Genomic DNA, 26,221 nt, shown 5'->3' with positions numbered 1-26,221 from the left:
AAAAGGGAGGGGGCGCATTGCGCCCGCCGAACTCTTCATGCTGACGTTGACGGAGCTTGTCGATCGCGTTCGGACCTATCAGCCGGCTGCAGACGTCGATCTCATTGCCCGGGCCTACGCCTATAGCTCTGACGCTCACCGAGGGCAGACTCGCAAGAGCGGCGACCCGTACTTTTCTCACCCGGCGAGCGTCGCCGCGATCATCACCGAGCTCAGGCTGGACACGGCGAGCGTCTGCGCCGGGCTCCTGCACGACGTCGTCGAGGACACCCTCGCGACGACCACGGACATCGAGAACAGCTTCGGGCAGGAGGTGGCGTTCCTCGTCGACGGCGTGACGAAGCTCTCGAAGATCAACTTCGCCTCCAAGGAAGATCGGCAGGCCGAGAACTTCCGCAAGATGCTGGTGGCGATGGCGCGCGACATCCGCGTGCTCCTCGTGAAGCTGTGCGATCGCCTCGACAACATGCGGACGCTCGAGTTCATGAAGCCCGACTCGCAGGACCGGATCGCGCGGGAGACGATGGAGATCTACGCCCCGCTCGCGAACCGCCTCGGCATCGCGCGCTTCAAGAGCGAGCTCGAGGATCTGTCGTTCAGGTACATCGAGCCGGAGGCCTGGTCGGATCTCTCGCAGAAGGTCAAGACGACCGCGAAGGAGCGCGACAAGTACATCCACGAGGTCTCGAAGGTGCTCTCGGCCAAGCTCGCGGAGCAGGGCTTCGCGGTCGACGTCACCGGCCGCGCGAAGCACCTCTACTCGATCTGGCGCAAGATGCAGGCGCAGCAGTGCGACTTCGATCAGGTCTACGACGTCATCGCGTTCCGCGTGCTCGTCGAGTCGGTCGCCGACTGCTACGCGACGCTCGGCGTCATCCACTCGCAGTGGACCCCGGTCCCGGGCCGCTTCAAGGACTACGTCGCGCTGCCCAAGCCCAACATGTACCAGTCGCTGCACACGACGGTGATCGGGCCCGGGCGTGAGCGGATCGAGATCCAGATCCGCACCCACGAGATGCACCGCGTGGCGGAGCAGGGCATCGCGGCGCACTGGAAGTACAAGGAGCGCAACTCCGGCGGTATCGACCCGAAGGACGCGGCGCGGTTCGGCTGGCTCCGCCAGCTCATGGAGTTCCAGAAGGAGCTCAAGGACCCGGCCGAGTTCCTCGAGAGCGTCAAGGTCGACCTGTTCCAGGACGAGGTGTACGTCTTCACGCCGAAGGGGGACGTGCGCGTCTTCCCCCGTGGTTCGACGCCGATCGACTTCGCGTACGCGATCCACACGAAGGTCGGCGAGCACTGCTCGGGAGCGCGGGTCAACGGCGCCATCGTCCCGCTCCGCTCGAAGCTCCGGAACGGCGATGTGGTCGAGGTGATGACCAACCCGAGCCAGCAACCAACGAAGGACTGGCTCGATCACGTCACGACCAGCCGCGCGCGCGCGAAGATCCGCAACTTCCTGCGCACGGAGCAGCGGGAGAAGTCGCTCAAGCTCGGCCGCGAGCTCCTCGAAAAGGAGATGCACCAGCGGAGCATGAGCCTGAGCCGCCTCACGAAGAACGAGGCCGAGCTGCGCAAGGTGATGGATCGGTTCGGCGTCGCCTCGGCCGACGAGCTGTTCATCGCGGTCGGTTACGGCAAGGTGAGCGTCCGCGCCGTGTGCGAGTTCCTCGCGCCCACGCCCAAGGAGAACGAGACGGGCACGCCGTCGCTGCCGCCCGAGTCGATCAAGGAAGGGCGCATCGAGTCGCTCGTCCGTAAGGTCACGGGGCGCGACAGCCACGGCATCCGGCTGAACGGCATCGACGACGTCCTCGTTCGCTACACGAAGTGCTGTAACCCGCTTCCCGGCGACGAGATCGTCGGGTTCATCACGCGCGGCCGCGGCATCACGGTCCACCGCCGCAACTGCGCCAAGGCGTTCGACACGGACCCCGAGCGCCGCGTGGAGATCTCGTGGGACTCGCGCGCGAAGATCAACCGCCCCGTGCAGATCAAGGTGATGACCGCGAACCGTCCGGGCATCCTCGCGACGGTGGGCCACACGTTTCATGAGCAGGGCATCAACATCAGCGAGGCCACCTGTCGTGCGGGCGACGACGGCCGGGCGATGAACACGTTCACGTTCCTCTGCTCCGATCTCGCGCAGCTCAAGAGCGTCATCCGTCGCTTGCAGCGGATCCCCGGCGTGATGGCCGTCGAGCGGACCTGAGCTGGCCCTGCGCTCGCGGCGAGCTCAGCGCCTGCGGCGAGCTCAGCGCCCCCGGCGAGCGCGCGCCCTGGACGGCCCTCCCGCGGCGCCGGGATTGGCCTCCGCCAGCGCGCGGGTGAGGGGACGGCCGAGGTCGCCGCCCGATTCGTGACGCGTCGCGACTTCCTGCACCTTGCGGACGAGCCGGGTCACGTCGTGGTGGCGCACCGGGGATCCGGCGGAGGCGCGATCGCAGAAGAAGGTGCGGCACCCGAGCGGCCTCGCCGCGTAGATCGCGCAGCGGCCGGCGTCGGTCAGCATCGGGCACCGCCGCTCCGCGGCTTGCGGCAGCGCGCGCCGTCGGCTCGGGTCTTCGCCAGACGCCGGCGGCTCGGGCGCTCCCGTCCCGCCGGCTCGCACGATCCCCTGGAGCGCGCGAGGGCCCCCTCGGGACGCGATCGCGCGCCGTACGGCGGCGAGCTCGATGGACGTCACATACGGCTCCCGACCCGTGATTCCGAACCGACAGCACTCGGTCGAGGCCTGGCAAGTCCAGCCATGGAAGAGCTCCTCCGCCTCGCGGTACACGGCCGAGAGTTCGGCGAGCAGGTCGGCTTCACGGACGGGCGGGTCAGGGGTAGCGGTTCGGCGCATTCGTCGGGAGTCTCTCGTGCTGCCCACGGGAAGCGTGGCCGGCGCGAAGCGGCCGTGGGGCGGGGTAGGTGCGGAGCCTCGAGGGAGGGACGGTCGTCCCGCGCGCATCCGCCGCGAAGCGGCAATCCGAGATGCCGCAGCGGCATGACGCGCAGCACCGGCCGCGTCCGTTCAGGAGCGAGCTGCCCCTGGGACGCCCCTACGATGACAGAGGGAGCCTTCGCTGTCGCGGGGTCGCGCGAGGCCGCAAGGTGGGCGTCGAGCGCGTACGCGCTATCCTCGCGATGGATGTCGGTTCTGCGCCCGAAGCTTCGAGCTCTGGAGGTCGTCGTCATCCACGATGAGCGCCTCGGCCGCGCGCTGATGCTGCGCGACACCGAGGGCATCGCGCCGTCGGCCGTGGTCGTGCCCGCCGCGAGCTCCGCGGTGCTCGCGCGCTTCGACGGGCGGCGGTCGATCGACGAGATCGCGCGAGAGATCTCCCGGTCGACGGGCCAGCGCGTGGACGCCGCCGACGTGTCGCGGCTGGCGGACGAGCTGGAGCGCGCATGGATGCTCGACAGCCCGCGATTCCACGCGCGCCGCCGGACGGTCGTGCAGTCGTTCGACGCGGCGCCGATCCGGATGGCTGCCCACGCGGGCGGCGCATACCACGGCGATCGACTGAGGCTCGCCGACTTCATCGAGCGCCAGTGCCTCCGCGTCGCGCGGCCGCAGGGCGGGGCGCCTTCCGGCGCCGCGCCGCAAGACGCGCCGAAGCGCATGGTTGGCCTCTGTGCGCCGCACATGGACCTCTGGCGCGCCGCGGTCGGCTACGGGCACGCCTACGCCGCGCTGGAGCAGGCGCTGACCGGCCCGGGGCTGGAGAAGGTCGACACGTTCGTTCTGCTCGGGACGTCGCACGCCCCGATGCGCCGCCCGTACGCGGTCTGCGAGAAGACGTTCGCGACGCCGCTCGGCCCGCTCGATCCGGATCGCGAGATGATCGCGGAGCTCGCGGCGGCGAGCCGGTTCGACGTTCACGAGGATCAGTACCTGCACAAGAACGAGCACTCGATCGAGTTCCAGGCTGTGTTCGTGCGGCACCTCCTCGGCGATCGCGCGGCGACGATCGTGCCGATTCTCTGCGGTCTCTCGGATTGCCAGGCGCGGCGACGCGACCCCGCGCAGGACGACGGCGCCGAGTCGTTCCTGAAGGCGCTCGGCGACGCCCTCGCGAAGCGCCGCGATCGCGTCCTCGTGATCGCAGGCGCAGATCTCGCCCACGTCGGCCCGCGCTTCGGGGATCCCGCGCCGCTCGACGAGCGCCAGCGGAGGGCGCTGCGCGATCGCGACCTCGCCTCGATCGAGCGCGCCACGTCGATCGATCCGCCGGGCTTCTTCGCCGATGTCGCCCAGGACCTCGGCACGCGTCGCGTCTGCGGCCTAGGCCCCATCTATACGCTGCTCCGCGCGCTCCCGCCGTCGTCTCGCGGAGAGATGCTGCATTACGAGCAGTGCATCGACCCCGACGAGGGATCGATCGTCAGCCACACGTCTCTCGGATTCTACGGCTGAAGATCTGCGTCCACCGCCGGGCGCGCGATGACACGCCGCCACGAGGGGCGCTTCATCGCGAGGCTCGCGGCATCGCGATGCGCGCCTCGCTGTGGAGGCGCGCCGGGAGCTCCTCGACGCTGGCGCGCCGCGAGGCTCCCGGGAGAACGAGGAACGTTCGGCTCAGCCGCGCGGGACCCGGCGGCGCGCGATGTCGAGGCCGAGCCGGTCGGCCTCGCGGTAGATCGCCTGCCGCGACATGCCGAGGGCGCGCGCCGCCGAGGCGACGGAGCCGTTGGCCCGGGCGAGGGCGTCCTCGAGGCGAGCGCGCGCGAGCGACGGATCCGTCGCCGGCGGGAGGTTCGGCTTCACGCGCGGTCCGCGCGAGAGCGACCCAGCGATCGGCGAGACGGAGAGCGGCCCCTCCGGCGACGCCTGGGCTGCGGTCACGATGGCGGACTCGAGCTGCGGAACGCCGCCCGGCCAGCCAGCGCGGACGAGCGCCTCCAGGAGCTGCGGGGTGAAGCGATCGAGGCCGATCGCGTTGCGCTCCGCGATGTCGCGCACGATGAGCGGCACGTCCTCGCGCCGCATCTCGAGCGTCGGGATGGTGACCCGCTTGCCGGAGAAGAGCGACGCGAACCACGGCGCCACACGCCCATCGCCGGCGGCCCGATCGAGCGGCTGCCCGGTCGTGGCGATGATGCTGACGCCGCTCGAGCGGCCGACCGAGTGCGCGATCTCGAGCTGCTGCGGGCGCGGGAGGCGATCGGCCTCGAGGACGAGCCACGTCATCGGCCGCGCGCCGGGCGGGATGACCGGCTTGGTCTCCGCGCTTCCGTCGACGACCAGCGTCTCGCCCAGGCCCTCGCGCACCGCGGCGGCGAGGCGGGCCAGCGTGCGCTTGCCGACCCCGGGCGCGCCCTCGATGCAGACGCTGGAGCCCGACTGCACGAGCTTCATCACCGGGTCGATCCAGTCCTTGCGCTGCTTCGACCCGAAGACGAGCGGCCCGAGCCGCGACGGCGCGCCGTCGTACAGCGCGAGGTGCCGCTCGACGAAGACCGCGAGCTGCTGGCCGAGGCGGACCACGTCGCCGTGCATCACGCCGATGCGCCGGGCGCGGACGCCGTTCACCCACGTGCCGTCGTGGGTATCCATGTCCTCGATGTAACAACCGTCCGAGCGGACGCTGATCTTGGCGTGCTCCGGCGCGACCCCGTGCCCCTCGATGCGCCCGTCGCGCGCGGCGCTGCCGATCACAGCGCCGTCCATGAGGCTCACGATCCGCGGCGGAGCGTCGAGGCCGATCAGGACGAGCCCCCAGCCGCCATCGTCATCCTGTCGCTTGGCGTGGACTCCGGACCGGTACTCCTTCTGGAGGACCGGCGCCGCCGTCTCTGCAACGTCCACTCGCAAAGCAGTCTGTTCGTTCATGCTCCCCCCAAGTCCAAAGGACCTGCCTGGTCGACCCAGGCCAACCAAGAGCGCGCCGATCGGCGGGCACCCTTATGATGTAAGAGCCCGCCTCACGGTGCCGCTGTCACGAACGCGAAGGCTTTTCTGAGCGGCACCGAGCGCGGTGCTGCTTGGCGAGCCCCCTCGCTCGCAATGGCCACACAATACTCGACCAGAGCGGCTGCGCAACCTGCCGGCGACGGAAGATCCTCGGTTTTGTTTCTGAGTGCTTGACTCTGACGACGCCGATTGGTACTCCTCCGCCACGCATCGACGGAGGCGACCTCCAGCGATGACCTGGCGCGAATCGGGAATTCTCTGACAAGCGCCTTGAGACAGAGTTTTCGATTGATTCCCGATTCAGGTGACTGACGTCTGCGGGAGTAACTCAGTGGTAGAGTGCAACCTTGCCAAGGTTGACGTCGCGGGTTCAAATCCCGTCTCCCGCTCCACGACATAGGCTCTGCAACAGCGAGCAACCCTGAGAGGCCGGTGTGACCCACCGGCCTCTCGTGTTTTGTTCTACCGCCCGGCGCGCGGGCGCCGGGGAGCGCGCCGGGCGCCGCGGTCGCCGCCCCGGCGATCGTGACGGCGATCGATGCGCCGGATGGCGGGCCTGTGATACGAGCATTCGCCTCATGTCGGCTCCGCTCCACGAGCGCCTGCGCCTGCTTGCCCACAGCCTAGAGCGGCAGTTCCTGGGCAAGGACGAGATCATCCGCCTGCTCATGATCGCGGTCGTCGCGGGCGAGCACTGCGTGCTCCTCGGCCCGCCCGGGACCGCGAAGAGCGCGCTCATCCGCACGCTCGCGGAGCTGATGCAGGCCCAGTACTTCGAGTACCTGCTCACGCGCTTCACCGAGCCGAACGAGATCTTCGGCCCGGTCGACATCGGCGCCTTTCGCGAGGGCGTCTACCGCCGGAACACCGCGGGGATGCTGCCCGAAGCGGAGATCGTCTTCCTCGACGAGGTCTTCAAGTCGAACAGCGCCATCCTGAACGCGCTGCTCACGCTGCTGAACGAGCGCAAATTCTCGAGCGGGGGCCAGGTGATCCGCTGCCCGCTGATCAGCGTCTTCGCGGCCTCGAACGAGGTGCCGGGCGACGAGACGCTGACGGCGATCTTCGATCGCTTCCTCCTGCGGGTGCAGTCCGACAACCTCGACGCCTACCACTTCAGCGAGCTGCTCCAGCGCGGCATCCAGCAGGAGATCCGGCACATGGCCGGCGAGCCGCTCCGCCCGCTGGTCGCGGCGCGCGAGCTGGCCGAGCTCGGCCGGGGGTTCGGCGCACGGATGAACTTCGGTGACGCGTTCCTGTCGGCCTACAAGGGGCTGGTGTTCCAGATCCGCGCCGAGGGCATCTCGCTCTCGGACCGCCGGGTCGTGAAGATGCTCAAGCTCTTCGCCGCGAGCGCGTACCTGGACGGCCGTCAGGTGACGGACGCGAGCGACTTCTTCGTGCTCAAGCACATCTGGAACAACCAGGATCAGGCCGCGATCCTCGAGGGCATCGTGCAGCCGGTGCTCGAGGCGTTCTTCCGCGAGCACCCGGATCGCCGTCGCGTCGGCGCGCTCGGCGTGGGCGTGGAGGCGCTCGCCGCGGAGATCGATCGCATCCGCCAGATCCTCACGGGCGGCGCTGCCCTCGGCGACGTCCAGCTCTTCAGTCAGCTCAAGGCGCTCGGCGAGATCAAGCAGGCGCTCGCCGGCATCAATGACGCCCGGGCCCGCGAGCTCGAGGCCCGCGTGTCTCAGCTCCTCGAGGCTTCGTTTCGGAGCGGGCGTTTCGCGCAGATCTAGCCGGCCCGGGGCCGGGCGCGCCCGGGGGGGCGACGTTCGCCCTGGAGCGCGCCCGCGGCTGAGCCGTGGACGAGCCTGGCGCGCTCGGCGGGGCGATGTTCGCCCTGGAGCGCGCCCGCGGCTGAGCCGGTCCCGGACCGGGTGCGGTCGGCGGGGCGATGTTCGCCCTGGAGCGCGCCCGCGGCTGAGCCGGTCCCGGGCCGGGTGCGCCCGGGGCGTCGGCGCCCGTCCTGGCGCGGGCCCTCGACGGCGCGGGCGTCCGGCTGCGCGCGGCCGGACCGGCGGCCTCCGGCGCGGGTCGGTGCGGCGCCTTCGCGCTCGATCGGGCGGCTCCGGCGACCCGCCGATGATCGACAGGCCCGGAGGACGCGCCCATCATCGCGCCGCGGATCCGCTTGGGAACGCCGAACGCCTCGCGGATGTGGAGGAGCTCATCCACCGTCAGCGCGCGCCACTCCCCGGGCCGGAGCCCCTCCGAGGTGACGCCGGCGAACGTCGTGCGGGCCAGGCGCATGACGGGCCAGCCGGTCGCCTCGCCCATGCGCCGGATCTGCTGGTTGCGGCCCTCGCGGAGGGTGACCTCCAGCCACGTCTTGTCTCCCTCGTGGCGCAGGATCCGCGCTTCGGCCGGCAGGGTCACCCCATCCTCCAGGCGAATGCCCTCGCGCCACGGCGTGAGGTCGTCGTCGCTCATGACCCCCTGCACCTTCAGCACGTACGTCTTCGGCACGCCGCCGCGCGGATGCAGCAGCGCGTTGGCGAAGTCGCCGTCGTTCGTCATGAGCAGGATCCCGCTCGTCGCGAAGTCGAGCCGACCCACGGGGTAGAGCCGCGCGCCCGTGCCGCGCACGTGGTCGGCGACCGTCGGGCGCCCCTCGGGATCGCGCAAGGTCGAGACGACGTTCCGCGGCTTGTGCAGGGCCACGTAGACCGGCACCTCGGAGACCAGGCGCTTGCCGTCCACCTCGATCCGGTCCTTCTGCCGGTCCGCCTTCAAGCCGAGCTCGGTCACGACGCGGCCGTTCACGCGCACCCTCCCGGCCAGGATGAGCTCCTCGGAGGCCCGGCGTGAGGCGACCCCGGCGCGCGCGATGATCTTTTGCAGACGTTCTTCCATGATGTTTTCAGGACCTGTGCCGACGCTGCCGGCGGACGGCTCTGATAAGCACGCCCCCCGCGCGGCGTCGACCGACCTCGAGCGCGCGCTTCCCAGAGGCGAGGCCGAGCCCTGCGCCAGCGCGCCTGCCCCTTGCTCTGGCGAGCGCCTGTTGCGGTGGGATCACCAGGGCGCGCGCCGCGGGACGGGCAGACGAGACGGACCTCCAGACCGACGGGAGAAGGCGCGCGCTACTTCTTGTTCCCGGAGGGCTCCGCGCTCCCGCTGCCGTCCACGGCCTCGTCCGCCTTGTCCGCGGCGCTCCGGTCTTCCGCGGCCTTCTTCGCGGCCGCCTCCTCTTCCTTCCTGCGCTCGTCGTCCTCGAGGCGGCGCCGCAGCTCGTTGTCGTGGTCCCACCGATCGACCCGCTCGTCGGCGTCGATGTCCACGCCCATGCGCTCGAGCCGGCCCATCCGGTAGATCTCCCAGACGTCCGGCTTGCCGTCGCGGTTCGTGTCCCGCTTGATGCGCGCGAGCTTGCCGCCGCTGTAGTACTTCCACTCGTCGGGGTTGCCGTCGCGATCGGAGTCGATCCTCACCTCGGCCAGCCTTCCGCTGGCGAACGTGAGCCAGGTGTCGATCCGGCCGTCGTAGTTCGCGTCGGACTCCTCGTGCAGGCTCTCGCCCTTGTCGTTGTACCGGCGGACGACGTCCTTCACCCCGTCGAAGTTGGTGTCGATCTCGCGGCAGACGAGCGCCCGATGACGGTCCTCGCCGGTGCCCACGATCTGCCAGACGCGCCGCACGTTGGGCTGGATCGCGCCCGGCCCGGCGGTCTCGCTCGCCTCGCGATCGGCTCTGCCCTTCCACTCGCACATCGAGCGATCGTCGATGCTGCCGTCGGCGTTGCGAGCCGCCTCGACCTTAGGCGCCTTCGCGCCTTCGAACCCTGGATCCGAGCTGCACGCCGCGCCGAGCAGGCCGAGCGCGGTCAGCGCGATGGGCGCCTGTCTTCTCATGTCATGGTCCCTTCGTGACGGCCGGCTGGCTCGCAGCGTTGGCGGGTGTAGAGCCGGCGGGCGCGGGCGCGGCGCTCGCGGCCGGGGTCGATGCGGGCGCGGCGCTCGCGGGCGCTGCGCCTGGGGCCGCGGGCTGCCCGGCGGCGCTCGCCCCGGCCGCGGGGGGCGCCGCGCTGCTCGGCGGGGGCGCGAACGGCTTCGGCGCGCCGTACGACTCGGCGCACAGATCCACCACGCCGGCGGGATCGGGCTTGCCGTCGGCGTTCTTATCGGTCGCCACGACCGCGCACTTCTCGTCGTTCGGGTTGTTGAATTGCCACCACTGGTCGACGATCTGGTCGCCGTCAGAGTCGCGCTCGCGGCGCACGAGGCGTGTCCCCTCGTAGTAGTCCCAGGTGTCGAGCTTGTCGTCGAAGTTGGTCTCGCGCTCCTTCAGCACGACGGCGCCGCGCTCGTAATGCGCGATCTCGTCGGCGCGCCCGTCGCGGTCGAAGTCCGACTCGCGGCGGCGCTCGGCGCCCCTCGCGTCATAGTAGATGAAGGCGTCGATCGCGCCGTCCAGGTTCAGGTCGACGACCCGGCAGACCTCGCGGCCGTCCTTCTTCACGTGGATGATGTCGGGCGTCCCGTCGCCGTTCACGTCGACCTTCTCCGCCGAGGCGGAGTCCTTCTCGCAGGGCTCGTGGACGATCGCCGTGTCCCGCTCGCCGGTGGCGCTCTTCGCGCCGGAGGGCGCCGGCGTCGACGAGGCGCAGGAGGCGACAAACACGGTCATCAGGGCCACGAGCGAGCACCTGGACGACGGCCAGGTGAGCGGGAATCGCGTCATCAAGAGATGCCTCCGGCGGGCCCTGGACTTTCGGGACAGAAGCTCGACGCGCCGGGCGAGCCGTCCCGACGCGGACCAGCTTCGGCCGCAGTCTAGACCGCGGCGCGTTCGCACATCAAGAAGCCCACAGGAGGCGCCAAGGCGGCGGCGCGGTGGCGCAGTGGCGCAGTGGCAACCGACGCGCACTGGAGGCGCGTGGACCGCGACAGCGCCATTCCGATTGACAACACACGTACCGGCATCTAGGGTAACGTCTTGTCAGTCGTACCTTTCGAGACTGGCGGGTTACCCTCCCGGGCGTGACATGTCGCGGAAGAAAGTCTCGACGACCATCTACATCACGCCCGAGCAGGCCGAGCGGCTGAAGATCCTGCACGAACGCACCAAGGTCCCGATCGCCGTGTACATCCGCGAGGGGATAGACTTGGTCCTCAAGCACTACGAGCACGTGCTGCCAGGGCAGATGTCGCTGGAAAGCACGCCGGCCCCTCCGCCGCCGACCCCGAAGAAATGAGCCCTGGCCGGCGCCCGAGCCGGCGCCCACGCCGCCCGTCCCGACGGAGACCCGGCGGGCTCCCGGGCCCGAGCCCGGCGGGAGGCACGGGCGCCTGGACGCCGCGCGCTGTCCGGGCGGATAGCTTCGCGGCGCGGGTCGCGCTAGGAGCAAGCGCGCCGCGGTCCCACCACGTCCCCGCGGCGCTCGCAGGGCCGCGCGCCGCGGCTCGTTCCCCAGAGGGGGCGCGGACGTGTGGTCCGCTCCTTCGCATCTCGGTCGAGGCCGCGCGCTGCGGCCGCTAACGCTGGTCAGGGTCGCGCCCCGAAGCTCGCTATGCCTGTCGATTCCAAGCTCATCCGCAACTTCTCCATCATCGCTCACATCGATCACGGCAAGTCCACGCTCGCCGACCGCATCCTCGACGCGACCGGGGCGCTCACCGCCCGCGAGCAGAAGGAGCAGTTCCTCGACAAGATGGATATCGAGCGCGAGCGCGGGATCACCATCAAGGCCCAGACCGTGCGGCTCGACTACGCCGCGAAGGACGGGCAGACGTACCGGCTGCACCTCATCGATACGCCCGGGCACGTCGACTTCAACTACGAGGTCTCGCGCAGCCTCCAGGCGTGCGAGGGCGCGCTGCTCGTCGTCGACGCCACCCAGGGCGTCGAGGCGCAGACCCTCGCGAACGTCTTCCTCGCGCTCGACAACAACCTCGCGATCATCCCCGTCCTCAACAAGATCGACCTCCCCTCGGCCGATACCGAGCGGACCACGCGCGAGATCGAGGACGTCATCGGCCTCGACTGCTCCGGCGCCATCCCCGCCAGCGCCAAGACGGGGATCGGCATCGCGGAGATCCTCGAGGCGGTTGTCTCTCGGGTCCCGGCGCCCAAGGGCGACCTGGACGCGGCGCCGCGCGCGCTCATCTTCGATAGCTGGTACGACAGCTACCGCGGCGCGGTCGTGATGGTGCGCGTCGTCGACGGCGTCCTCCGGAAGGGGCAGAAGGTCCGCTTCATGGCGACCGGCCGCGACTACGAGGTCACGGAGATGGGCGTGTTCACGCCCCACGCGACCGCCATCACCGAGCTCGGGCCGGGGGAGGTCGGCTTCCTCGTCGGCAACATCAAGAGCGTGGTCGACACGAAGATCGGCGACACGGTGACGGACGCCGTCCACCCGGCCACCACGCCGCTGCCCGGCTTCAAGGAGGTCAAGCCGATGGTCTTCGCCGGGATCTTCCCGACGGACTCGGCCCAGTACGAGGACCTGCGCGACGCGCTGTCCAAGCTCCACATGAACGACGCCGCGTTCGTCTTCGAGCCCGACACGTCCGAGGCGCTCGGGTTCGGCTTCCGGTGCGGCTTCCTCGGCCTGCTCCACATGGAGATCATCCAGGAGCGGCTCGAGCGCGAGTACAACCTCGACCTCATCACGACCGCGCCGAGCGTCGTCTATCACTGCTTCCTGAACGACGGCTCGATGAAGTCGATCGAGAACCCGGCGAAGCTCCCGCCGCCGAACCTCATCGATCGCATCGAGGAGCCGATCTTCCGGATGACCGTCCACGTGCCGTCGACGTACGTCGGCGCGGTCCTCGCCCTGTGCCAGGAGCGGCGCGGGGAGCAGAAGTCCATCCAGTACGCCTCGTCCGACCGCGTGATCATCACGTACGACATGCCCCTCAGCGAGGTGCTCTTCGACTTCCACGACAAGCTGAAGAGCGTGTCGCGCGGCTACGCGTCGATGGATTACGAGCTCGTCGGGTACCGGGCCGATGACCTCATCAAGCTGGACATGCTGGTGAACGGCGATCCGCTCGACGCGCTGAGCATCATCGTGCACCGGGACAAGGCGTACGCCCGGGGCCGGGACCTCGCCGTGAAGCTCAAGGACATCGTGCCGCGCCAGCAGTACGAGGTCGCCATCCAGGCGGCGATCGGGTCGAAGGTCATCGCGCGGACGACCGTGAAGGCGATGCGCAAGGACGTGACCGCCAAGTGCTACGGCGGCGACATCAGCCGCAAGCGCAAGCTCCTCGAGAAGCAGAAAGAGGGCAAGAAGCGGATGAAGATGGTCGGGAGCGTCGAGATCCCGCAGGAGGCGTTCCTCGCCATCCTGAAGATCGACTGAGGCGCGGGGACCCGGTCCCGGGCGGGGACCCGCGGGCGCGGGGGCGCGGCCACGCGAGCGTGGCGGCGCGCGTTCACCGCTCGTATAAGCCGCCCATGCAGCCCGCCCCCGTCCGCCCGCGCGCCCTCCGCGCGGCGCCCCCTGTCCTTGCCCTCGGCCTCGCCGTCCTCGCGTGCGACGACCCGCGCGCCCCGGCGCCGGGGGCGTCCACTTCTTCTACTTCTACCGCTTCCGCCGCGCCCGCCGCGCCATCGGCGAGCGCCGCGGCGACCCCCACCGCGACGGGGGCCCCCAGGCGCGAGATGCCGCCGCGACCCGTGCCGATCGGGTCGAGCGGGCCGATCCAGCCGAGCGCCCCGCCGGAGCAGCAGATGATGGCGATCCAGTACACGCTCGCCATGGTGTCACCGCAGCCGACGGATCCGCTCGTCGACAAGGCCTACCTCGACGCCATCGTGCCCAAGCTCGCCGTCGCGGTGCGCACCGCGGACAAGGGCAAGACCCCTCCGAACCCGGTGAAGGCCACGAAGGGGAACAGGAAGATCGAGATCGACATGGGCAAGGGATGCACCGAGCGCACCCCGTCGAACCTGGTCGCGCAGCGGGCAGGCTCGTCCCTCCGGGAGGCGTACGACGCGGGCATCCTCGTCGTCTCCTGCCACGACGTCCTCTGGGAGTGCCACCAGTCGACACGGGATCCGAGCGATGTCCTGTGTCACGCAGCGCCGCGGCGCTGAGCGTGGTATGGGCAGCGTCTGCCATGCAGGAGACGCTTGCCTACTCGCTCCCCGGCGCCGCCGACGCGCTCCCCCGAACGGATCCGCTCGCCGCGCTGGTCGCCGACCTGAACCGCGATCGCCCGCCGCTCGCCCGGCTGCGCCATGACGCCACCGTCGCGTTCGGCCCCGCCATGCGCGTCGAGCGCTTCGTCCTCGGCAACGGGCTCAAGGTGCTCGTGCTCGTCGACCCCTCGGCGCCCGTGGTCTGCCTGCAGACCTGGTTCGGCGTCGGCTCGCGCCACGAGCGCATCGGGAAGACCGGCATCGCCCACCTCTTCGAGCACCTCATGTTCGGCGAGACGGAGAGCGTCGCCCACGGCGCGTTCGACCGGATGCTCGAGGAGGCCGGCGCCGAGACCAACGCGGCGACGTTCCTCGACTGGACCTACTACCACACGAACCTGCCGAAGGACGCGCTCGAGCTGACCCTGCGCCTCGAGGCCGAGCGCATGGCGCGGCTCGTCCTCCGCGACCCCCAGGTGTCGAGCGAGAAGGAGGTCGTCGCCAACGAGCGGCGGCAGCGCGTCGATGACGACGTCGACGGGGCGGTGAGCGAGCTGCTCTACAAGGAGGCGTTCAGGAAGCACGCCTACGGGTGGCCGACCATCGGCTGGATGGAGGACATCAAGGGCTTCACGACCGAGGACTGCGTCGAGTTCTACCGGACGTACTACGCACCCAACAACGCGGCGCTCGTCCTCGTGGGCGACGTCGCGCTCGATCAGGCGCTGCGCGGCGTGCAGGACCACTACGGCTCCCAGGAGCCGTCGAGGATCCCGGTCGAGGACGTGTCCCCGGAGCCGCCGCAGACCGAGGAGCGCCGCGCCGAGGTGACGAAGCCGACCGCCACGCACAAGGTCGCGATCGGCTACCACTCGCCGGCGCTCGGGGATTTCGACCACGCGCCGCTCGTGCTGCTGAACGAGATCCTCTTCGCCGGCCGGTCGTCGCGCGTGCACCGCGCGCTCGTGCAGGAGCAGGAGATCGCGAGCGAGGTCCGCGGCTGGGTCGGCTCGTTCCGCGACCCCGCGCTGTACGACATCTACCTCTCGGCCCGCGGCGATCACACAGGCGACGCGCTGCTCGCGGCCCTCGAGCCGCTCCTGGAGGCGGTGCGCCGCGCCCCCGTCACCGAGGCGGAGCTCGACCGGGCCAAGGCGCGCGTCGAGCTCTCCGTGCTGCAAGGGCTCGAGACCGTCGCCGGCAAGGCCGAGCAGATCGGCTTCTACGAGACGGTGCTCGGCGACCCCGCGGCCCTGTTCGAGCGGCTCGCCGCCTACCGGCGGGCGACCGTGGGGGACCTGCTGCGCGTGGCGCGGCGTTACCTGGTGAGCTCGGCGCGGACCGTGATCCACGTGATCCCGGACGGATCGAGCGACGACGACGACGGGGACGAGGCGGGCGAGGAGAGCGAGGAGGCATCGTGAGCCAGAGCGTGAAGAGCGGCCTCGCCTGGGGCGCCGAGGGGCAGGGCAGGGGAGCGCCGGGCGGGCGCGTGGCGCCGCGGGACGGCGCGGTGCTCGTGGAGACGAGCCACGCGCTGCCCATCGTCAGCATCGTGGTCGCGTTCCGCTCCGGGTCGGCGTACGACCCGGTCGGGCGCGAGGGGCTCGCCCGGATCACGGCGCGCATGCTCCGCCGCGGCGCCGAGGGCTACAGCGCGAACGAGATCGAGGAGACGATCGACGCGCTCGGCGGGGAGTTCGGCGCCGACGTGGCGACGAGCGCGACGACGGTGCACTTCGAGGTGATCAAGCGATCGCTCGACCGGTTCATCGAGCTCGGGGCGACGCTCCTCGCGCGCCCGACGTTCTCGCCGCCCGAGCTCGCGCGGCTCCTGCGCGAGGCCGAGGCCGAGCTCATCGAGGCGCGCGACAGCGACCGCGCGCTGTGCAGCCGCGCCTTCCGGCGGTGCCTGTTCGCGGGGCACCCCTACGGCCGCCGCATCGCCGGCACCATCCCGACGCTGCGGGAGATCACGCGCGACGACGTCGCGGCCTTCTACGCGCGGCACTACACCCGGCGCAACGCGATCGTGGCCATCTCGGGCGACGTCGAGCCCGCCGAGGCGCACGCGGTCGCGGAGCGCCTCCTGTCCGGTCTGCCCGAGGGCGAGCTGGTCCCCGACCCGGTGAACGAGCCCGAGGGCCGGCGGGGGCGGTGCCTCGTGTTCGTCGACAAGCCCGAGCGGACCCAGACGCAGATGGTCATCGGCGGTCTCGGCACCGACGCCCACGATCCCGACCACATGGCGCTCCTCGTCGCGAACACCGCGTTCGGGGGCACGTTCTCGTCGCGGCTGATGCAGGAGGTGCGGGCGAAGCGCGGCTGGTCGTACGGCGCCTCGTCGCGGGCGGGCTTCGATCGGCATCGCGACGCCTTCACGATGTGGACGGCGCCCGCGGCGCAGGACGCCGCCGCTTGCCTCTCGCTGCAGCTCGGGCTGCTCGAGGCGCTGCGGCGCGAAGGGGTCACGGAGGACGAGCTCACGTTCGTGAAGCGCTACCTCGTCCGCTCCCACGCGTTCGAGATCGACACCGCCAGGAAGCGCGTCCACCAGCGGCTCGAGGAGATCCTGTACGACCTGCCCGAGGGCTATCACGACACCTACGTGCAGCGGGTCGAGGCGGTCACGCTCGAGGAGGCGAACGCCGCCGTGCGGCGCCGGATCCCGGAGGACGATCTCGTGATCGGCGTCGTCGGGACCCACGAGGAGATCGGCGAGACCGTCGCCGCGTCGATCCCGAAGCTCGCCGAGGTGAAGGTCGAGCCGTACGATCTCGAGTAGGCAGGGCGCCGCGCGCTCTCGCGTCGCAGCAGCGCGAGAGCGTCCGTGACGCCGGGGAGCGCTCGCCGTCGTCGACGGTCTCGCGGCGCGGCCGTGCTGCCGCGGCGCTGCCCGCCAGGTCGAGCGGCCTGATCGACCGGGCGGCGGGAAGATCGCGGGCGCGACCGCAACCGGCGTCGAGGCGCGGCATCCAAGGCCGCTGCTTCTTCGCGAGAGCGGGGCAGGGCCCGCGCTGCGCTTCCTGACTTCCGGCGCGATCGGCGGCGATCGCTCCGCAGGCGACGTGCGGCTTCCGTCCCGGCGATCCCGGGCGCCGGCTCGCGAGGGCGAACGACGGGAGCTTGCGATGAAGGCACGAACGATCAACGCGCCGGTCCTTGCCGTGGTGACCGCGCTGGCCGGGCCCGCCGCCGCGGCCGTCCCAAGCACGATCACGCACCAGGGGCGCCTGTTCGACGCGGCAGGCCAGCCCATCGACGACACGCTCGACGTGGTGTTCGCGCTGTACGACGCGGTCGACGCGCCCGTGCCGATCTGGAGCGAGGTCCACACGATCACGTTCGACCACGGGTATTTCTCGGTGGACCTCGGCGAGCTCACGCCCGTCGACAAGCCCGTCCTCAAGGGCACGGCGCGCTACCTGGGGATCACCGTCGGGAACGATCCAGAGATGGTCCCGCGCGCCAGGGTCGCGAGCGTTCCGTACGCGCTCCAGGCCAGCAATGTGTCCGGCGACATCACGCCGAACTCGATCTCGATCGGCGGTCAGCTCGTCATCGACAGCAGCGGCCTCTGGGTCGGCGAGCCGGCCGGCCTGCAGGGCGCGCCGGGGCCGTCGGGTCCGCCCGGACCGGCCGGTCCGGTGGGCCCCGCCGGCCCGCCCGGCGAGGCGGGGCCGCCCGGGGCGCAGGGGGCGGCCGGTCCCCCTGGGCCGCCCGGTGTGGTCTCGAGCACCTCCGTCTCCGGCGCGGGCCTCGATCCACGGTCGTCGCTTCAGTTCCTCGCGGCGCCGGCGACGGTGAGCGTGACCGCTCCGGGGCAGCGCATCGTGGTCGTGTCCAACAAGGCGCTCGGCACCGACGAGACCCCCGCGGACCACCTCCTCCTCTGGATCTGCTCGCAGCAGATCGCCCCGCTGAAGGAGATCACCCCCGAGGGGACCGGCGTCTATTCGCTGCGGCTCCCGGCGAACACCAGCATCAGCATGGGGTTGAGCGCCGTGCTCTTGCTGCCACCCGGTCAGTACAACGTGGGTCTCTGCGGGAAGACCGACAGCCTCTACTGGACCAACAACGACTATTCCTACACCTCCGCTGTCGTCACCATGGAGTAAGGTCGGGCCGGGCGGGTGACCTCGCGCGCGGCGATCTGCGCGGCGTGTGCCCCGGCGATCCCACCATGCAGAAGGAGCTGATGACCCCCGCGGCGATCCTGCTCGGCAGCGTCTTCATCGCGGCGGGTCTCTACTTCGGGCTTCAGCGAGAGGCGCCTCCCGCCGCTTTCAATCCGGCAAGCGCGCAAGCCGCGGTTGCCTCCGCGAAGATGCCAGCGTCGGCCGCGCCATCGCCGGCCGAGGCGCCCGCTCCGTCGCAGCCGGCGCCGCGCGCCGCGGATGTCACCGCCGCCTCGCCGGGCGAGCTCTACAAGCGCGTCGAGGCGGACGCCGTCAAGGCTCTCGAGGCGCGGCGGTCGCTCTTCGTGAAGCAGTGCTGGGAGCCCTCGTTCAAGAAGAGCCCCACGCCCGCGCGCGCCAAGTACCTCTTCAACATGACCTTCGACGCGTCCGGAAAGGAGATCGCCCGCGGCATCAGCGAGGTGCGAGGGATGGACCGCCCGGACGCAGCGCAATGCCTCCGGATGATCCCGCTGGGGATCGGCGTGCCGCCGCCCGGAGCCCGCATCGCCGTCGAGGTCGAGATGATCCTGCCGTGAGCGCGCGATCGCTGCGGCGCCGCGGTACGGCCGCATCCGTCGCGCCGCCGTTTGGTGCGCGATGGGCGCTGGGCTAAGGTCACGCCGTGCCTTGGCTTGCTGAGCTCGCCCTGCACCTGTTCCGCGCGCTGCACCTCCTCGTGCTCGCGGTCTCACCCACGTGGCTCTCGCCGGAGCCGATGCCGCCGCGCGCGCTCGCCCTCGCGGGAGCGCTCTCGGCAGCCGCGCTCGCGGCGGCGCTCGGCCTGTCGGCCTGGTTCGCCGCGCGGCTGGAGACGCGGCTCGCCAGGAACGGGGCCGCGCTGCTGTGGCTCGCGATTGCCACGGCGCTCGCGGCGACGCTCTACTTCCGCGGGCCGCGCGCGCCGCTCGCGCAGGGGGTCTTCGTCGTCGCCGCGCCGCTCTGGGCGGCGCTCGCGACGCTCGCCGCGGCCGCCGCGGAGCACTGGCTCGGATCGAGCTTCAAGCACCGGCGGATGGGCGCCGCGATCGCCCTGATCGGCCTCGGCGCCGTCCAGGTGCTCGGGGCGTCGTCGCTGCTCGGATCGCCCGAGCGGATGTGGTGGGCGGCGCTGCGCCGCGACGGCGCGCACCTGCGCGCCGTCGACGAGCTCACGAGGCCGCTCCTCGAGAAGCGCAAGCTCGACGATCTCGAGGGCATCGCCGGGCGCTGCCTGAAGATGCACCCCGCCTCCGCGGCGAGCGCCGCGCCGGCGACGTGCGCCTGCCTCGCGTTGCGCGCCGAGGCGAGGCTCCACGCCCGCAACGCCGGCGCCGCCCTCCGCGATGCGGAGGCCGCGCGCGAACGATGCCCGGAGCAGCGGGGCGCGCGCGCCGTCCTGGCCGAGGCGCTCGCCGTCGCCGGCCGCCCCGAGCGCGCGGCCGCCGAGGCGCGGGCCGCGCTCGAGGAGGGCGGCGACCCGTCGCGGCTGCGGTACGCGCTCGCGCTCGCGCACGAGCGCTCGGGTCGCCTCGCGGAGGCGAGGGCGGAGGCGGAGCGCGCGATCGAGGCGGGCGCCGGCCGGAAGGCGCAGCTCCTCGCGGGAGCGCTCGCGATCCTGGCCGGGGATCTCGACGGAGCCACGGCGCGCCTCGCGCCGCTCGCCCAGCAGGACCCCTCCGACGCCGAGGTGCTCTACAACCTCGCGCTCATCGCCGACAAGCGCGGCGACTACAACGGCGCGCGCCAGGGCTACCTCGCCGCCCTGAAGGCCGATCCCAGGAACGCCGACGCGCGGTACAACCTCGCGCTCCTGACGTTCCGCGCCGGCATCGTCGAGGAGTCCCGCCACCACGCGCGCAAGTTCATCGAGGCGTTCCCGGAAGATCCGCGCGGCGGCCAGCTCGCGCGCACGACGGGCACGCCGCTCGGCGCCGCGGGCGACGACGGCTCCCCGCCGGCGCGGCCCGGCGCGCGCCGGCCTCCGCAAGAGCCCGCCGCGAGCTCGGGCCCTCGCTGAGCTTCGCGCGTCGGCGATCTCGCCCACCAGGGATCCCTGACGCACGCACACCCGCTCGGGCCCGGCGCCGCCGTGCCGCGCGGCAGACGCAGCAGGCGGCGCCGAGGCGCGCGCCCAGGCCGAATTGCGCTGGCAGTTCATTCATTTTTGCACGGCGCAAACGTGACCCTGGACGGCCACCTGTGGTATTCCGAAGGTCTGGGAGGCTGCGTGACACCCGCCGCGGGGACCACCGTTGCCGATCGCTTTCGCCTGGTGCGTCCGCTAAGGCAAGGCGGGATGGGCTCGGTGTGGCTCGCCCAGCACATCGGCCTCGACATCCCGTGCGCGATCAAGTTCATGCACGCGCAGGGGGTCTCGAAGGAGGTGCGGCACCGCTTCGAGCGGGAGGCCAAGGTCGCGGCGCAGATCCGCAGCCCTCACGTGGTGCAGATCCTCGACCACGGCGTGTGGAAGGGCACGCCGTACATCGCGATGGAGTACCTCGAGGGGGAGGACCTCGACACCCGCATCCAGCGCGTCGGGCGGCTCGACCCGCACGACACGATGGCGATCACGGCGCAGGTGGCGCGCGCCCTCACGAAGGCCCACGCGGCCGGCCTGGTCCATCGCGACCTCAAGCCGGCGAACATCTTCCTCGTCCGGGACGACGACCGGGAGATCGCGAAGGTGCTCGACTTCGGTATCGCGAAGGACAGCACGCCGAAGGTCACCTCCAACACGAAGACCGGTTCGCTGCTCGGGACGCCCGCGTACATGAGCCCGGAGCAGGCGCAGGGGACCAAGAGCATCGATCATCGCTCGGACCTCTGGTCGCTCGCCGTCGTCGTGTTCGAGTGCCTGACCGGAAAGCTCCCGTTCGACAGCCAGGCGTTCGGCGATCTGCTCCTCAAGATCATGGTCCGGCCGCTGCCCGTGCCGTCGCAGCTCGCCCCGGTGCCGCCCGGCTTCGACGCCTGGTGGGCCCGCGCCGCGTCGCGCGAGCCGGAGGCCCGCTTCCAGAGCGCGAGGGAGTTCTGCGACGCGCTCGCGATCGCCCTCGACATCGCGAGCGAGAGCATCGAGCCGAGGACGAGCCTCACCGGCATGTTCCGCGCGCCCGGCGATCGCGTGTCGGTGGAGGTCGGCTTCACCCCGCGGTCGCAGGAGGGCGCGACGCTCCTCGACGCGGGCCCTGACAGCGCGGTGCCGTCGCTCGGCGACGCGGCCACGCTGGTCGCGTCGTCGGAAGCCGAGGTCGATCGGCTCTCGCCGAACCCCGGCCTGACGGTGGCCTCGCCCGGTGACATCGCGGGCGCGGCCGGGATGTCGGGCCGCCACATGCGCTCGCAGACCGCCAGCGCCCTGGTCTCGGTCGTGACGCCGCCGACCCGGCGGCCCGTCGTGGTGCGCGTCATCGCCGCCGTCACGGCCGCCGCGGCCGTCCTCGTCGGCGTCGGGATCTTCGTTCTGCGCGGCGCGGGCCCTGCCGCCCCGGCGCAGCCGCTCGCGCAGCCGGAGACCACGGCGTCGGCGTCCGACGCGCCGCGGAGCCCCGAGGTCGTGGCGCCGGCCGTCGCTCCGGTGAAGGAGCCCGAGCCGCCGACCTCTGCGGGATCTGCCGCCGCGCCGGCGCCCGGGGTCTCGGCGACGGCGGCGCCGACCGGCCCGCGCCCGCCCTCGGCGCAGCCCGCTCAGGTGAAGCCGCGTTCCCCCGCGCCATCGGGTACCGTGCGCCGCAAGCCGAAGCCGACCGACTTCGGCATCTGACGTTCACCGCAGCACCTCGCTCAGACCTCGCTCGTATGGCTCGTCGACCAGGAATCGCTGCCTTGCTGCTCGCACTGACCTGCGCGCCCGCCGCCCTCGCACAGGTCTCCGATGCCGATCGCGCCACGGCGCGCTCGCTCGCCGTGGAGGGGCAGGAGTCCCTCGACCGGAAGGACCACGCCGCCGCGCTCGATCGGTTCCGCCGCGCGGACGCCATCATTCACGCGCCGACGCTGCTGCTCGGCGTCGCCCGCGCCCAGGTGGGCCTGGGCCAGTGGATCGCGGCGCAGGAGTCGTATAGCCGCATCCTCCGCGAAGGGGCGCCGGAGGGGTCGCCCGAGCCGTTCTTCGAGGCGATCGCGGCTGCTCAGCGGGAGCTCGACGCGCTCGCCCCGCGCATCCCGCAGGTGCTCCTGTCGGTGCGCGGGCCGGACGCCGCCGACGTCACGATCGACGGCGAGCCCGTGCCGCGCGCCGCGCTCGGGGTCCGGCGGCCGGTCGATCCGGGCGAGCGCACCGTCCGCGCGACGGCGGCGGGGTTCGCCCCGGTCGAGGTGAAGGTGACCCTCGCGGAGGGCGCCCGCGAGACCGTCGCGCTGGAGCTCACGCCGCTCGCGCCGCCGCCCAGCGCGTCGCCTCCGCCGCTCGCGCGGGCGCCCGGTGCGGGGCCTGTCGCCTCCGGTGGCGGCACCCGCACGACGCTGGGCATCGCGGCGCTGGGGCTCGGCGGCGTCGGCCTCGCGGCCGGGGCGGTGGGCGGGCTGCTCGCGATCGGCAAGCACAGCGACCTGTCGGAGCGCTGCCCCGGAAACCGCTGCGACCCCTCGCTGCAGGGCGACGTCGACACCTACCACGCGATGGGCACCCTCTCGACGATCGGGTTCGTGGTCGGCGCCGTGGGCGCCGGCGCGGGGGCGTTCCTGCTCCTCACTGCGCCGAGGTCACCGCAGCGCGCCGGGATATCGATCACGCCGGTGATCGGGCTCGGCTCCGCAGGAGCGAAGGGGAGTTTCTGATGCGCCAGGCGTTCAGGATCGGCGTGATGCTCGGCGTTGCCTCCGTCGCGGCGGCATGCACGAGCGTGCTCGGGGACTTCGAGGTGGGCGGGGCCGGTACGGGCTCGGCTGGCGGGTCCTCGGGTTGCGCTGCCGGCACGGCCGACTGCGACGGCAACCCCGCCGACTGCGAGGTCATCGTGAGCGACGACCCGCAGAACTGCGGCGCTTGCGGCGCGCAGTGCCTGGACGACGGGACGTGCAGCGCGAGCGTCTGCAGCGGGGTCACGGAGATCGCGCGCGGTTTCCCGACGCCGCAGTCTGCGAACGCCAAGTTCCTCGTCATCCACGGCGACGCGGTCTACTGGACGGCCGGCGAGGGCGAGGGCGGCAGCGTGCAGAAGGTGTCGGTCCTCGGCGGGCCGGTCACGCCCATCGCCGGCGGGCAGAACGCTCCGTACGGGATCGCTGTGAACCAGGAGGGTGTCTTCTGGTCGAACCTCAACGACACGAACCTCCTGTGGGTGGACCACAACGGAGCGGGCACGCCGAAGGTGGTCTTCGACTCGGACTACGCGACCCTCGGCGTGGCGGCGGACGAGAACGACGTGTTCTGGGCGCAGCGCGCCGGCGGCATCGGCGCGCCCGGCAACGGGAGCCTCATCGGTCGGATCCCGATGGCCGACGGCCTGGCCGACGACGAGTTCCACGAGGACAACAACACGTCGCCGCACCTCATCGCGCTCGACAGGGAGCACGTGTACTGGGTCGACCGCAGCGAGCGCGGCTCGGTGAACAGGACGCCGCGGGGCCCCGGCGAGACGGCCAGGCTGACCGAGGATGCGCAGGCGTACCCGTACGCGATCGCCGTGGACCGGGACCACGTCTACTGGACCAACAGCCCGCGCGAGCGGGACAACGACGATCGGGGTGCCGTGATGAGGGCGCCAAAGCGGGGCGCGCGGAATGCGACCGTCCTGTGGACGTCCGACGAAGACGACGACGTGGCGAACCCGACCCCCGACTGCATCGCCGTCGATGACAACGACGATTACGTCTACTGGACCGATCAGGGATCGAGCCGCGTCCTGCGCAAGCGCAAGGACGGCAGCGGTCGCCAGCAGGTGCTGTACGAGGGCGGCACGCCGCGCGGCATCGCGCTCGACGCCGATTACGTGTACTGGGCGGACGAGAAAAACGGGGCCGTGCGCAAGATCCACCGCTGATCGGGGGCGCGGCGAGCGCGCGGCGTGAACGCGCGCCCGCTCGTCGCGGTCGAGCGCGCGCTCAGCCCGCCGCGTCGCGCAGCCGGTCGACGTCGACGCCCAGCCGGCCCGACGTGTCGTCGGCGGCCGAGACCACGCGCGCCCCCTGGATGATGTCGCGCGCCATGAGCTGCGTGGAGAGGATCGCGCAGAACGCCATGTCGTCGGTGTTGCTCATCGATTTGCCGCCCGTCCTGCGGCACTTCGCGACGAGCGACGCGACGGGCTGCGCCTGCCAGATGCCCGCCTCCTTGATGGCGTCCGGCGACAGGCACGCCTCCACGTAGTCCGGCGTCTCGCTCCCGAAGAACGGCTGCACCACGGGGGCGCGGTACGGCTGCTTCTTCCGCTCGAGGACGCCCGGCGGCAGGAGGTCGCCCAAGGCGCGCTTCAGCACGTGCTTCTCGTCGAGCGTGCGCAGCTTCAGCGCGTCCGGCAGCGCGTCCGCCACGTCCATCACGTCGGGGTCGAGGAACGGGAAGCGCCCCTCGACCGAATTCGCCATCATCATGCGCTCGCCCTGCGACGAGAGCAGGTATCCGGAGAGCAGCGTCGTGATCTCCAGGTACTGCGCGCGCGCGAGCGGCGTCCAGCGCATGAAGTCGCCGGGGAGCTGCTCCTTCAGGCGATCGGCCGCCGCGGTCTCGCCGACGCCCTCGCGCATCGCGGGATCGAGCATCAGCTTGATGCGGCTGGTCGCGTCCCACCGCGGGCGGTGGGAGTAGAACGGGTCGTCCGTCTGCGCGAGGTTCCGCCCGAAGAAGGCCTTGGCCATCTCGACCTGCGCGACCGGCGACCGCTGGAGGTAAGGGTAGAGCCGGAGCAGGAGCTGGGGCCGGAGCTTGCTGTCCGGGTGGCGCGCCCAGAAGCGGCGGACCCGGTCCTCGCGGAAGATGTCGTAGCCGGCGAAGAACTCGTCGGCGCCCTCGCCGGTCAGCACCACGCGGTAGCCGCTCTGCCGCACGAGGCGCGCCAGGATGTAGAGCGGCGCCGGGGCGGTGCGCAGGAGCGGGGCCTCGGCGTGGTAGACGACATCGGGGAAGACGCGCGCGATGTCGGCGTCGCCGCACTGGATCGAGGCGTGGGAGGTGCCGAGGTGCGCGACGGCGGCGCGCTGGTACTCGGCCTCGTCGAACTCGCGCTCGGCGAACTCGACCGAGAACGTGCGCAGCGGCACGTCGCGGTTCGAGGCGATCAGCGCCGCGACGATGGTGGAGTCGAGCCCGCCGCTCAGGTAGCTGCCGACGGGGACGTCGGCGCGCAGGCGGATCGTCGAGCCGCCGCGGACCGCCTCGCGCACGCCGGAGACGAGCGGCGCCTCGTCCGCGACCGGCGCGCGTCCCACGGGGAACTCGGGGCGGAAGCGCACCGAGACGCGCGGCGCCACGTCGCGGTCGAGATCGAGCGTCGCCACCGCGCCCGGCGGGATCTGCTGGACGGCCTCGTACGGCGTGAGCGGGGCGACCGGCGCCCAGAAGGTCAGCGCCTCGTCGAGCCCGTCGCGCGAGATCGCGCGGGGAATGGTGGGGTCCTGGAAGAGCGACTTCACCTCGCTGGCGAACCGGAGGACGCCGCGGTGGACCGTCCAGAAGAGCGGGTTGATGCCGACGCGGTCGCGCGAGAAGAACGCGCGCCGCCGCTTGACGTCCCAGAGGACGAACGCCCACTGGCCGTTCAGGCGGTCGACCATGGCCTCGCCGTACTCGGCGTAGGCGTGGATGAGCGCCTCGGTGTCGCTCTTCGTCCGGAAGTGGTGGCCCTTCGCCGTGAGCTCCTCGCGCAGCTCGATGTAGTTGAAGATCTCGCCGTTGAAGCAGACCCAGAGCGTCTCCTTGGCGTTGGCCATCGGCTGCCAGCCGCCGTCGAGGTCGATGATCGACAGGCGGGCGTGGGCCAGCGCGACGTGGCGATCGCGGTAGATGCCGAAGCCGTCAGGGCCTCGGTGACGGAGCGCCCGAGCCATCCGGAGGGCCAGATCGCGGTCGGGGTTCGGCGCGTCGGTGCGTAGGTTGATCAGGCCGGCGATACCGCACATA

Annotated in this window: 20 protein-coding genes and 1 tRNA gene; 15 read left to right on the top strand and 6 right to left on the bottom strand. The window is 71.6% G+C overall.

The genetic code is table 11. From position 1 onward, the window contains the following. Nucleotides 1-37: 37 nt before the first annotated feature. Nucleotides 38-2,212 carry a RelA/SpoT family protein gene (locus WME96_RS19775; RefSeq protein WP_437291649.1) on the top strand — a complete coding sequence of 725 codons (2,175 nt, stop codon included), beginning with the start codon at nt 38-40 and terminating at the stop codon, nt 2,210-2,212. Between the two features lie 42 nt (nt 2,213-2,254). Here WME96_RS19775 and WME96_RS19770 read toward each other — a convergent pair whose 3' ends face one another. After that, nucleotides 2,255-2,845, bottom strand: coding sequence for a YkgJ family cysteine cluster protein (locus WME96_RS19770; protein WP_437291648.1), 591 nt, complete (start codon nt 2,843-2,845; stop codon nt 2,255-2,257). Nucleotides 2,846-3,133: 288 nt separating this feature from the next. On the opposite strand from WME96_RS19770, the gene amrB reads away from it, so the two are divergent. Further along, the gene (gene amrB / locus WME96_RS19765) at nt 3,134-4,402 is read left to right on the top strand and encodes an AmmeMemoRadiSam system protein B (protein WP_437291647.1); all 1,269 of its coding nucleotides are present in this window, start codon (nt 3,134-3,136) and stop codon (nt 4,400-4,402) included. A 162-nt stretch (nt 4,403-4,564) separates the two neighbouring features. On the opposite strand, the gene WME96_RS19760 is transcribed toward amrB, so the two are convergent. Then, complete coding sequence (locus WME96_RS19760) at nt 4,565-5,794, bottom strand: FHA domain-containing protein (RefSeq protein ID WP_433937050.1); 1,230 nt, start codon at nt 5,792-5,794, stop codon at nt 4,565-4,567. 422 nt (nt 5,795-6,216) lie between these two features. Here WME96_RS19760 and WME96_RS19755 point away from each other — a divergent pair. Then, nucleotides 6,217-6,291 (top strand) — tRNA-Gly (locus WME96_RS19755). A gap of 186 nt (nt 6,292-6,477) precedes the next feature. Further along, nucleotides 6,478-7,641 carry an AAA family ATPase gene (locus tag WME96_RS19750; RefSeq protein ID WP_061614937.1) on the top strand — a complete coding sequence of 388 codons (1,164 nt, stop codon included), beginning with the start codon at nt 6,478-6,480 and terminating at the stop codon, nt 7,639-7,641. Here WME96_RS19750 and WME96_RS19745 read toward each other — a convergent pair. The 3 genes from WME96_RS19745 to WME96_RS19735 all read right to left on the bottom strand — a co-directional run bounded on the left by WME96_RS19745 (nt 7,553) and on the right by WME96_RS19735 (nt 10,585). Then, on the bottom strand, nt 7,553-8,758 hold the full coding sequence (locus tag WME96_RS19745) for a pseudouridine synthase (protein WP_437291646.1): 1,206 nt from the start codon (nt 8,756-8,758) through the stop codon (nt 7,553-7,555). The genes WME96_RS19750 and WME96_RS19745 overlap by 89 nt on opposite strands. A 230-nt stretch (nt 8,759-8,988) precedes the next feature. Next, on the bottom strand, nt 8,989-9,756 hold the full coding sequence (locus tag WME96_RS19740) for a hypothetical protein (protein WP_437291645.1): 768 nt from the start codon (nt 9,754-9,756) through the stop codon (nt 8,989-8,991). A gap of 1 nt (nt 9,757) precedes the next feature. Then, nucleotides 9,758-10,585: a hypothetical protein gene (locus WME96_RS19735; protein WP_437291644.1), complete on the bottom strand. Its 828-nt coding sequence runs from the start codon at nt 10,583-10,585 to the stop codon at nt 9,758-9,760. Between the two features lie 304 nt (nt 10,586-10,889). Here WME96_RS19735 and WME96_RS19730 point away from each other — a divergent pair, with 304 nt between their 5' ends. The 11 genes from WME96_RS19730 (at nt 10,890) to WME96_RS19680 (ending at nt 24,146) form a co-directional block, all read left to right on the top strand. Further along, nucleotides 10,890-11,099, top strand: a complete 210-nt coding sequence (locus WME96_RS19730; RefSeq protein ID WP_061619353.1) for a ribbon-helix-helix domain-containing protein — start codon at nt 10,890-10,892, stop codon at nt 11,097-11,099. A 315-nt stretch (nt 11,100-11,414) separates the two neighbouring features. Next, complete coding sequence (gene lepA, locus WME96_RS19725; protein ID WP_061619354.1) at nt 11,415-13,217, top strand: translation elongation factor 4; 1,803 nt, start codon at nt 11,415-11,417, stop codon at nt 13,215-13,217. A gap of 302 nt (nt 13,218-13,519) precedes the next feature. Then, a complete protein-coding gene (locus WME96_RS19720) occupies nt 13,520-13,954 on the top strand; it encodes a hypothetical protein (protein WP_437291643.1) in 435 nt (144 codons plus the stop codon). A gap of 23 nt (nt 13,955-13,977) precedes the next feature. Next, a complete protein-coding gene (locus WME96_RS19715) occupies nt 13,978-15,423 on the top strand; it encodes a M16 family metallopeptidase (RefSeq protein ID WP_437291642.1) in 1,446 nt (481 codons plus the stop codon). Beyond that, nucleotides 15,420-16,784, top strand: coding sequence for a M16 family metallopeptidase (locus tag WME96_RS19710; protein ID WP_437291641.1), 1,365 nt, complete (start codon nt 15,420-15,422; stop codon nt 16,782-16,784). Before WME96_RS19715 ends, WME96_RS19710 begins: the two co-directional genes overlap by 4 nt. A 346-nt stretch (nt 16,785-17,130) precedes the next feature. Further along, on the top strand, nt 17,131-18,117 hold the full coding sequence (locus tag WME96_RS19705; RefSeq protein WP_437291640.1) for a collagen-like protein: 987 nt from the start codon (nt 17,131-17,133) through the stop codon (nt 18,115-18,117). Between the two features lie 65 nt (nt 18,118-18,182). Further along, nucleotides 18,183-18,716 carry a hypothetical protein gene (locus WME96_RS19700; protein ID WP_437291639.1) on the top strand — a complete coding sequence of 178 codons (534 nt, stop codon included), beginning with the start codon at nt 18,183-18,185 and terminating at the stop codon, nt 18,714-18,716. Between the two features lie 86 nt (nt 18,717-18,802). Next, nucleotides 18,803-20,176 (top strand): tetratricopeptide repeat protein, encoded by a 1,374-nt coding sequence (locus WME96_RS19695; protein ID WP_437291638.1) that lies wholly within the window; start codon nt 18,803-18,805, stop codon nt 20,174-20,176. Nucleotides 20,177-20,338: 162 nt separating this feature from the next. Further along, on the top strand, nt 20,339-21,925 hold the full coding sequence (locus WME96_RS19690; protein ID WP_437291637.1) for a protein kinase domain-containing protein: 1,587 nt from the start codon (nt 20,339-20,341) through the stop codon (nt 21,923-21,925). A gap of 62 nt (nt 21,926-21,987) precedes the next feature. Beyond that, nucleotides 21,988-22,941 (top strand): hypothetical protein, encoded by a 954-nt coding sequence (locus tag WME96_RS19685; protein WP_437291636.1) that lies wholly within the window; start codon nt 21,988-21,990, stop codon nt 22,939-22,941. Continuing rightward, nucleotides 22,941-24,146, top strand: a complete 1,206-nt coding sequence (locus WME96_RS19680; RefSeq protein ID WP_437291635.1) for a lipoprotein receptor — start codon at nt 22,941-22,943, stop codon at nt 24,144-24,146. The genes WME96_RS19685 and WME96_RS19680 overlap by 1 nt, the downstream gene beginning before the upstream one ends. A gap of 61 nt (nt 24,147-24,207) precedes the next feature. Here the strand turns inward: WME96_RS19680 and asnB are convergent, their stop codons facing one another. Next, nucleotides 24,208-26,220: an asparagine synthase (glutamine-hydrolyzing) gene (gene asnB / locus WME96_RS19675; protein WP_437291634.1), complete on the bottom strand. Its 2,013-nt coding sequence runs from the start codon at nt 26,218-26,220 to the stop codon at nt 24,208-24,210. Between the last annotated feature and the right edge of the window lies 1 nt (nt 26,221).

This window comes from Sorangium sp. So ce406 (assembly GCF_051474675.1).
Classification (GTDB): domain Bacteria; phylum Myxococcota_A; class Polyangia; order Polyangiales; family Polyangiaceae; genus Sorangium; species Sorangium cellulosum_G.
This window is presented reverse-complemented; position numbering and strand designations above follow the sequence as displayed.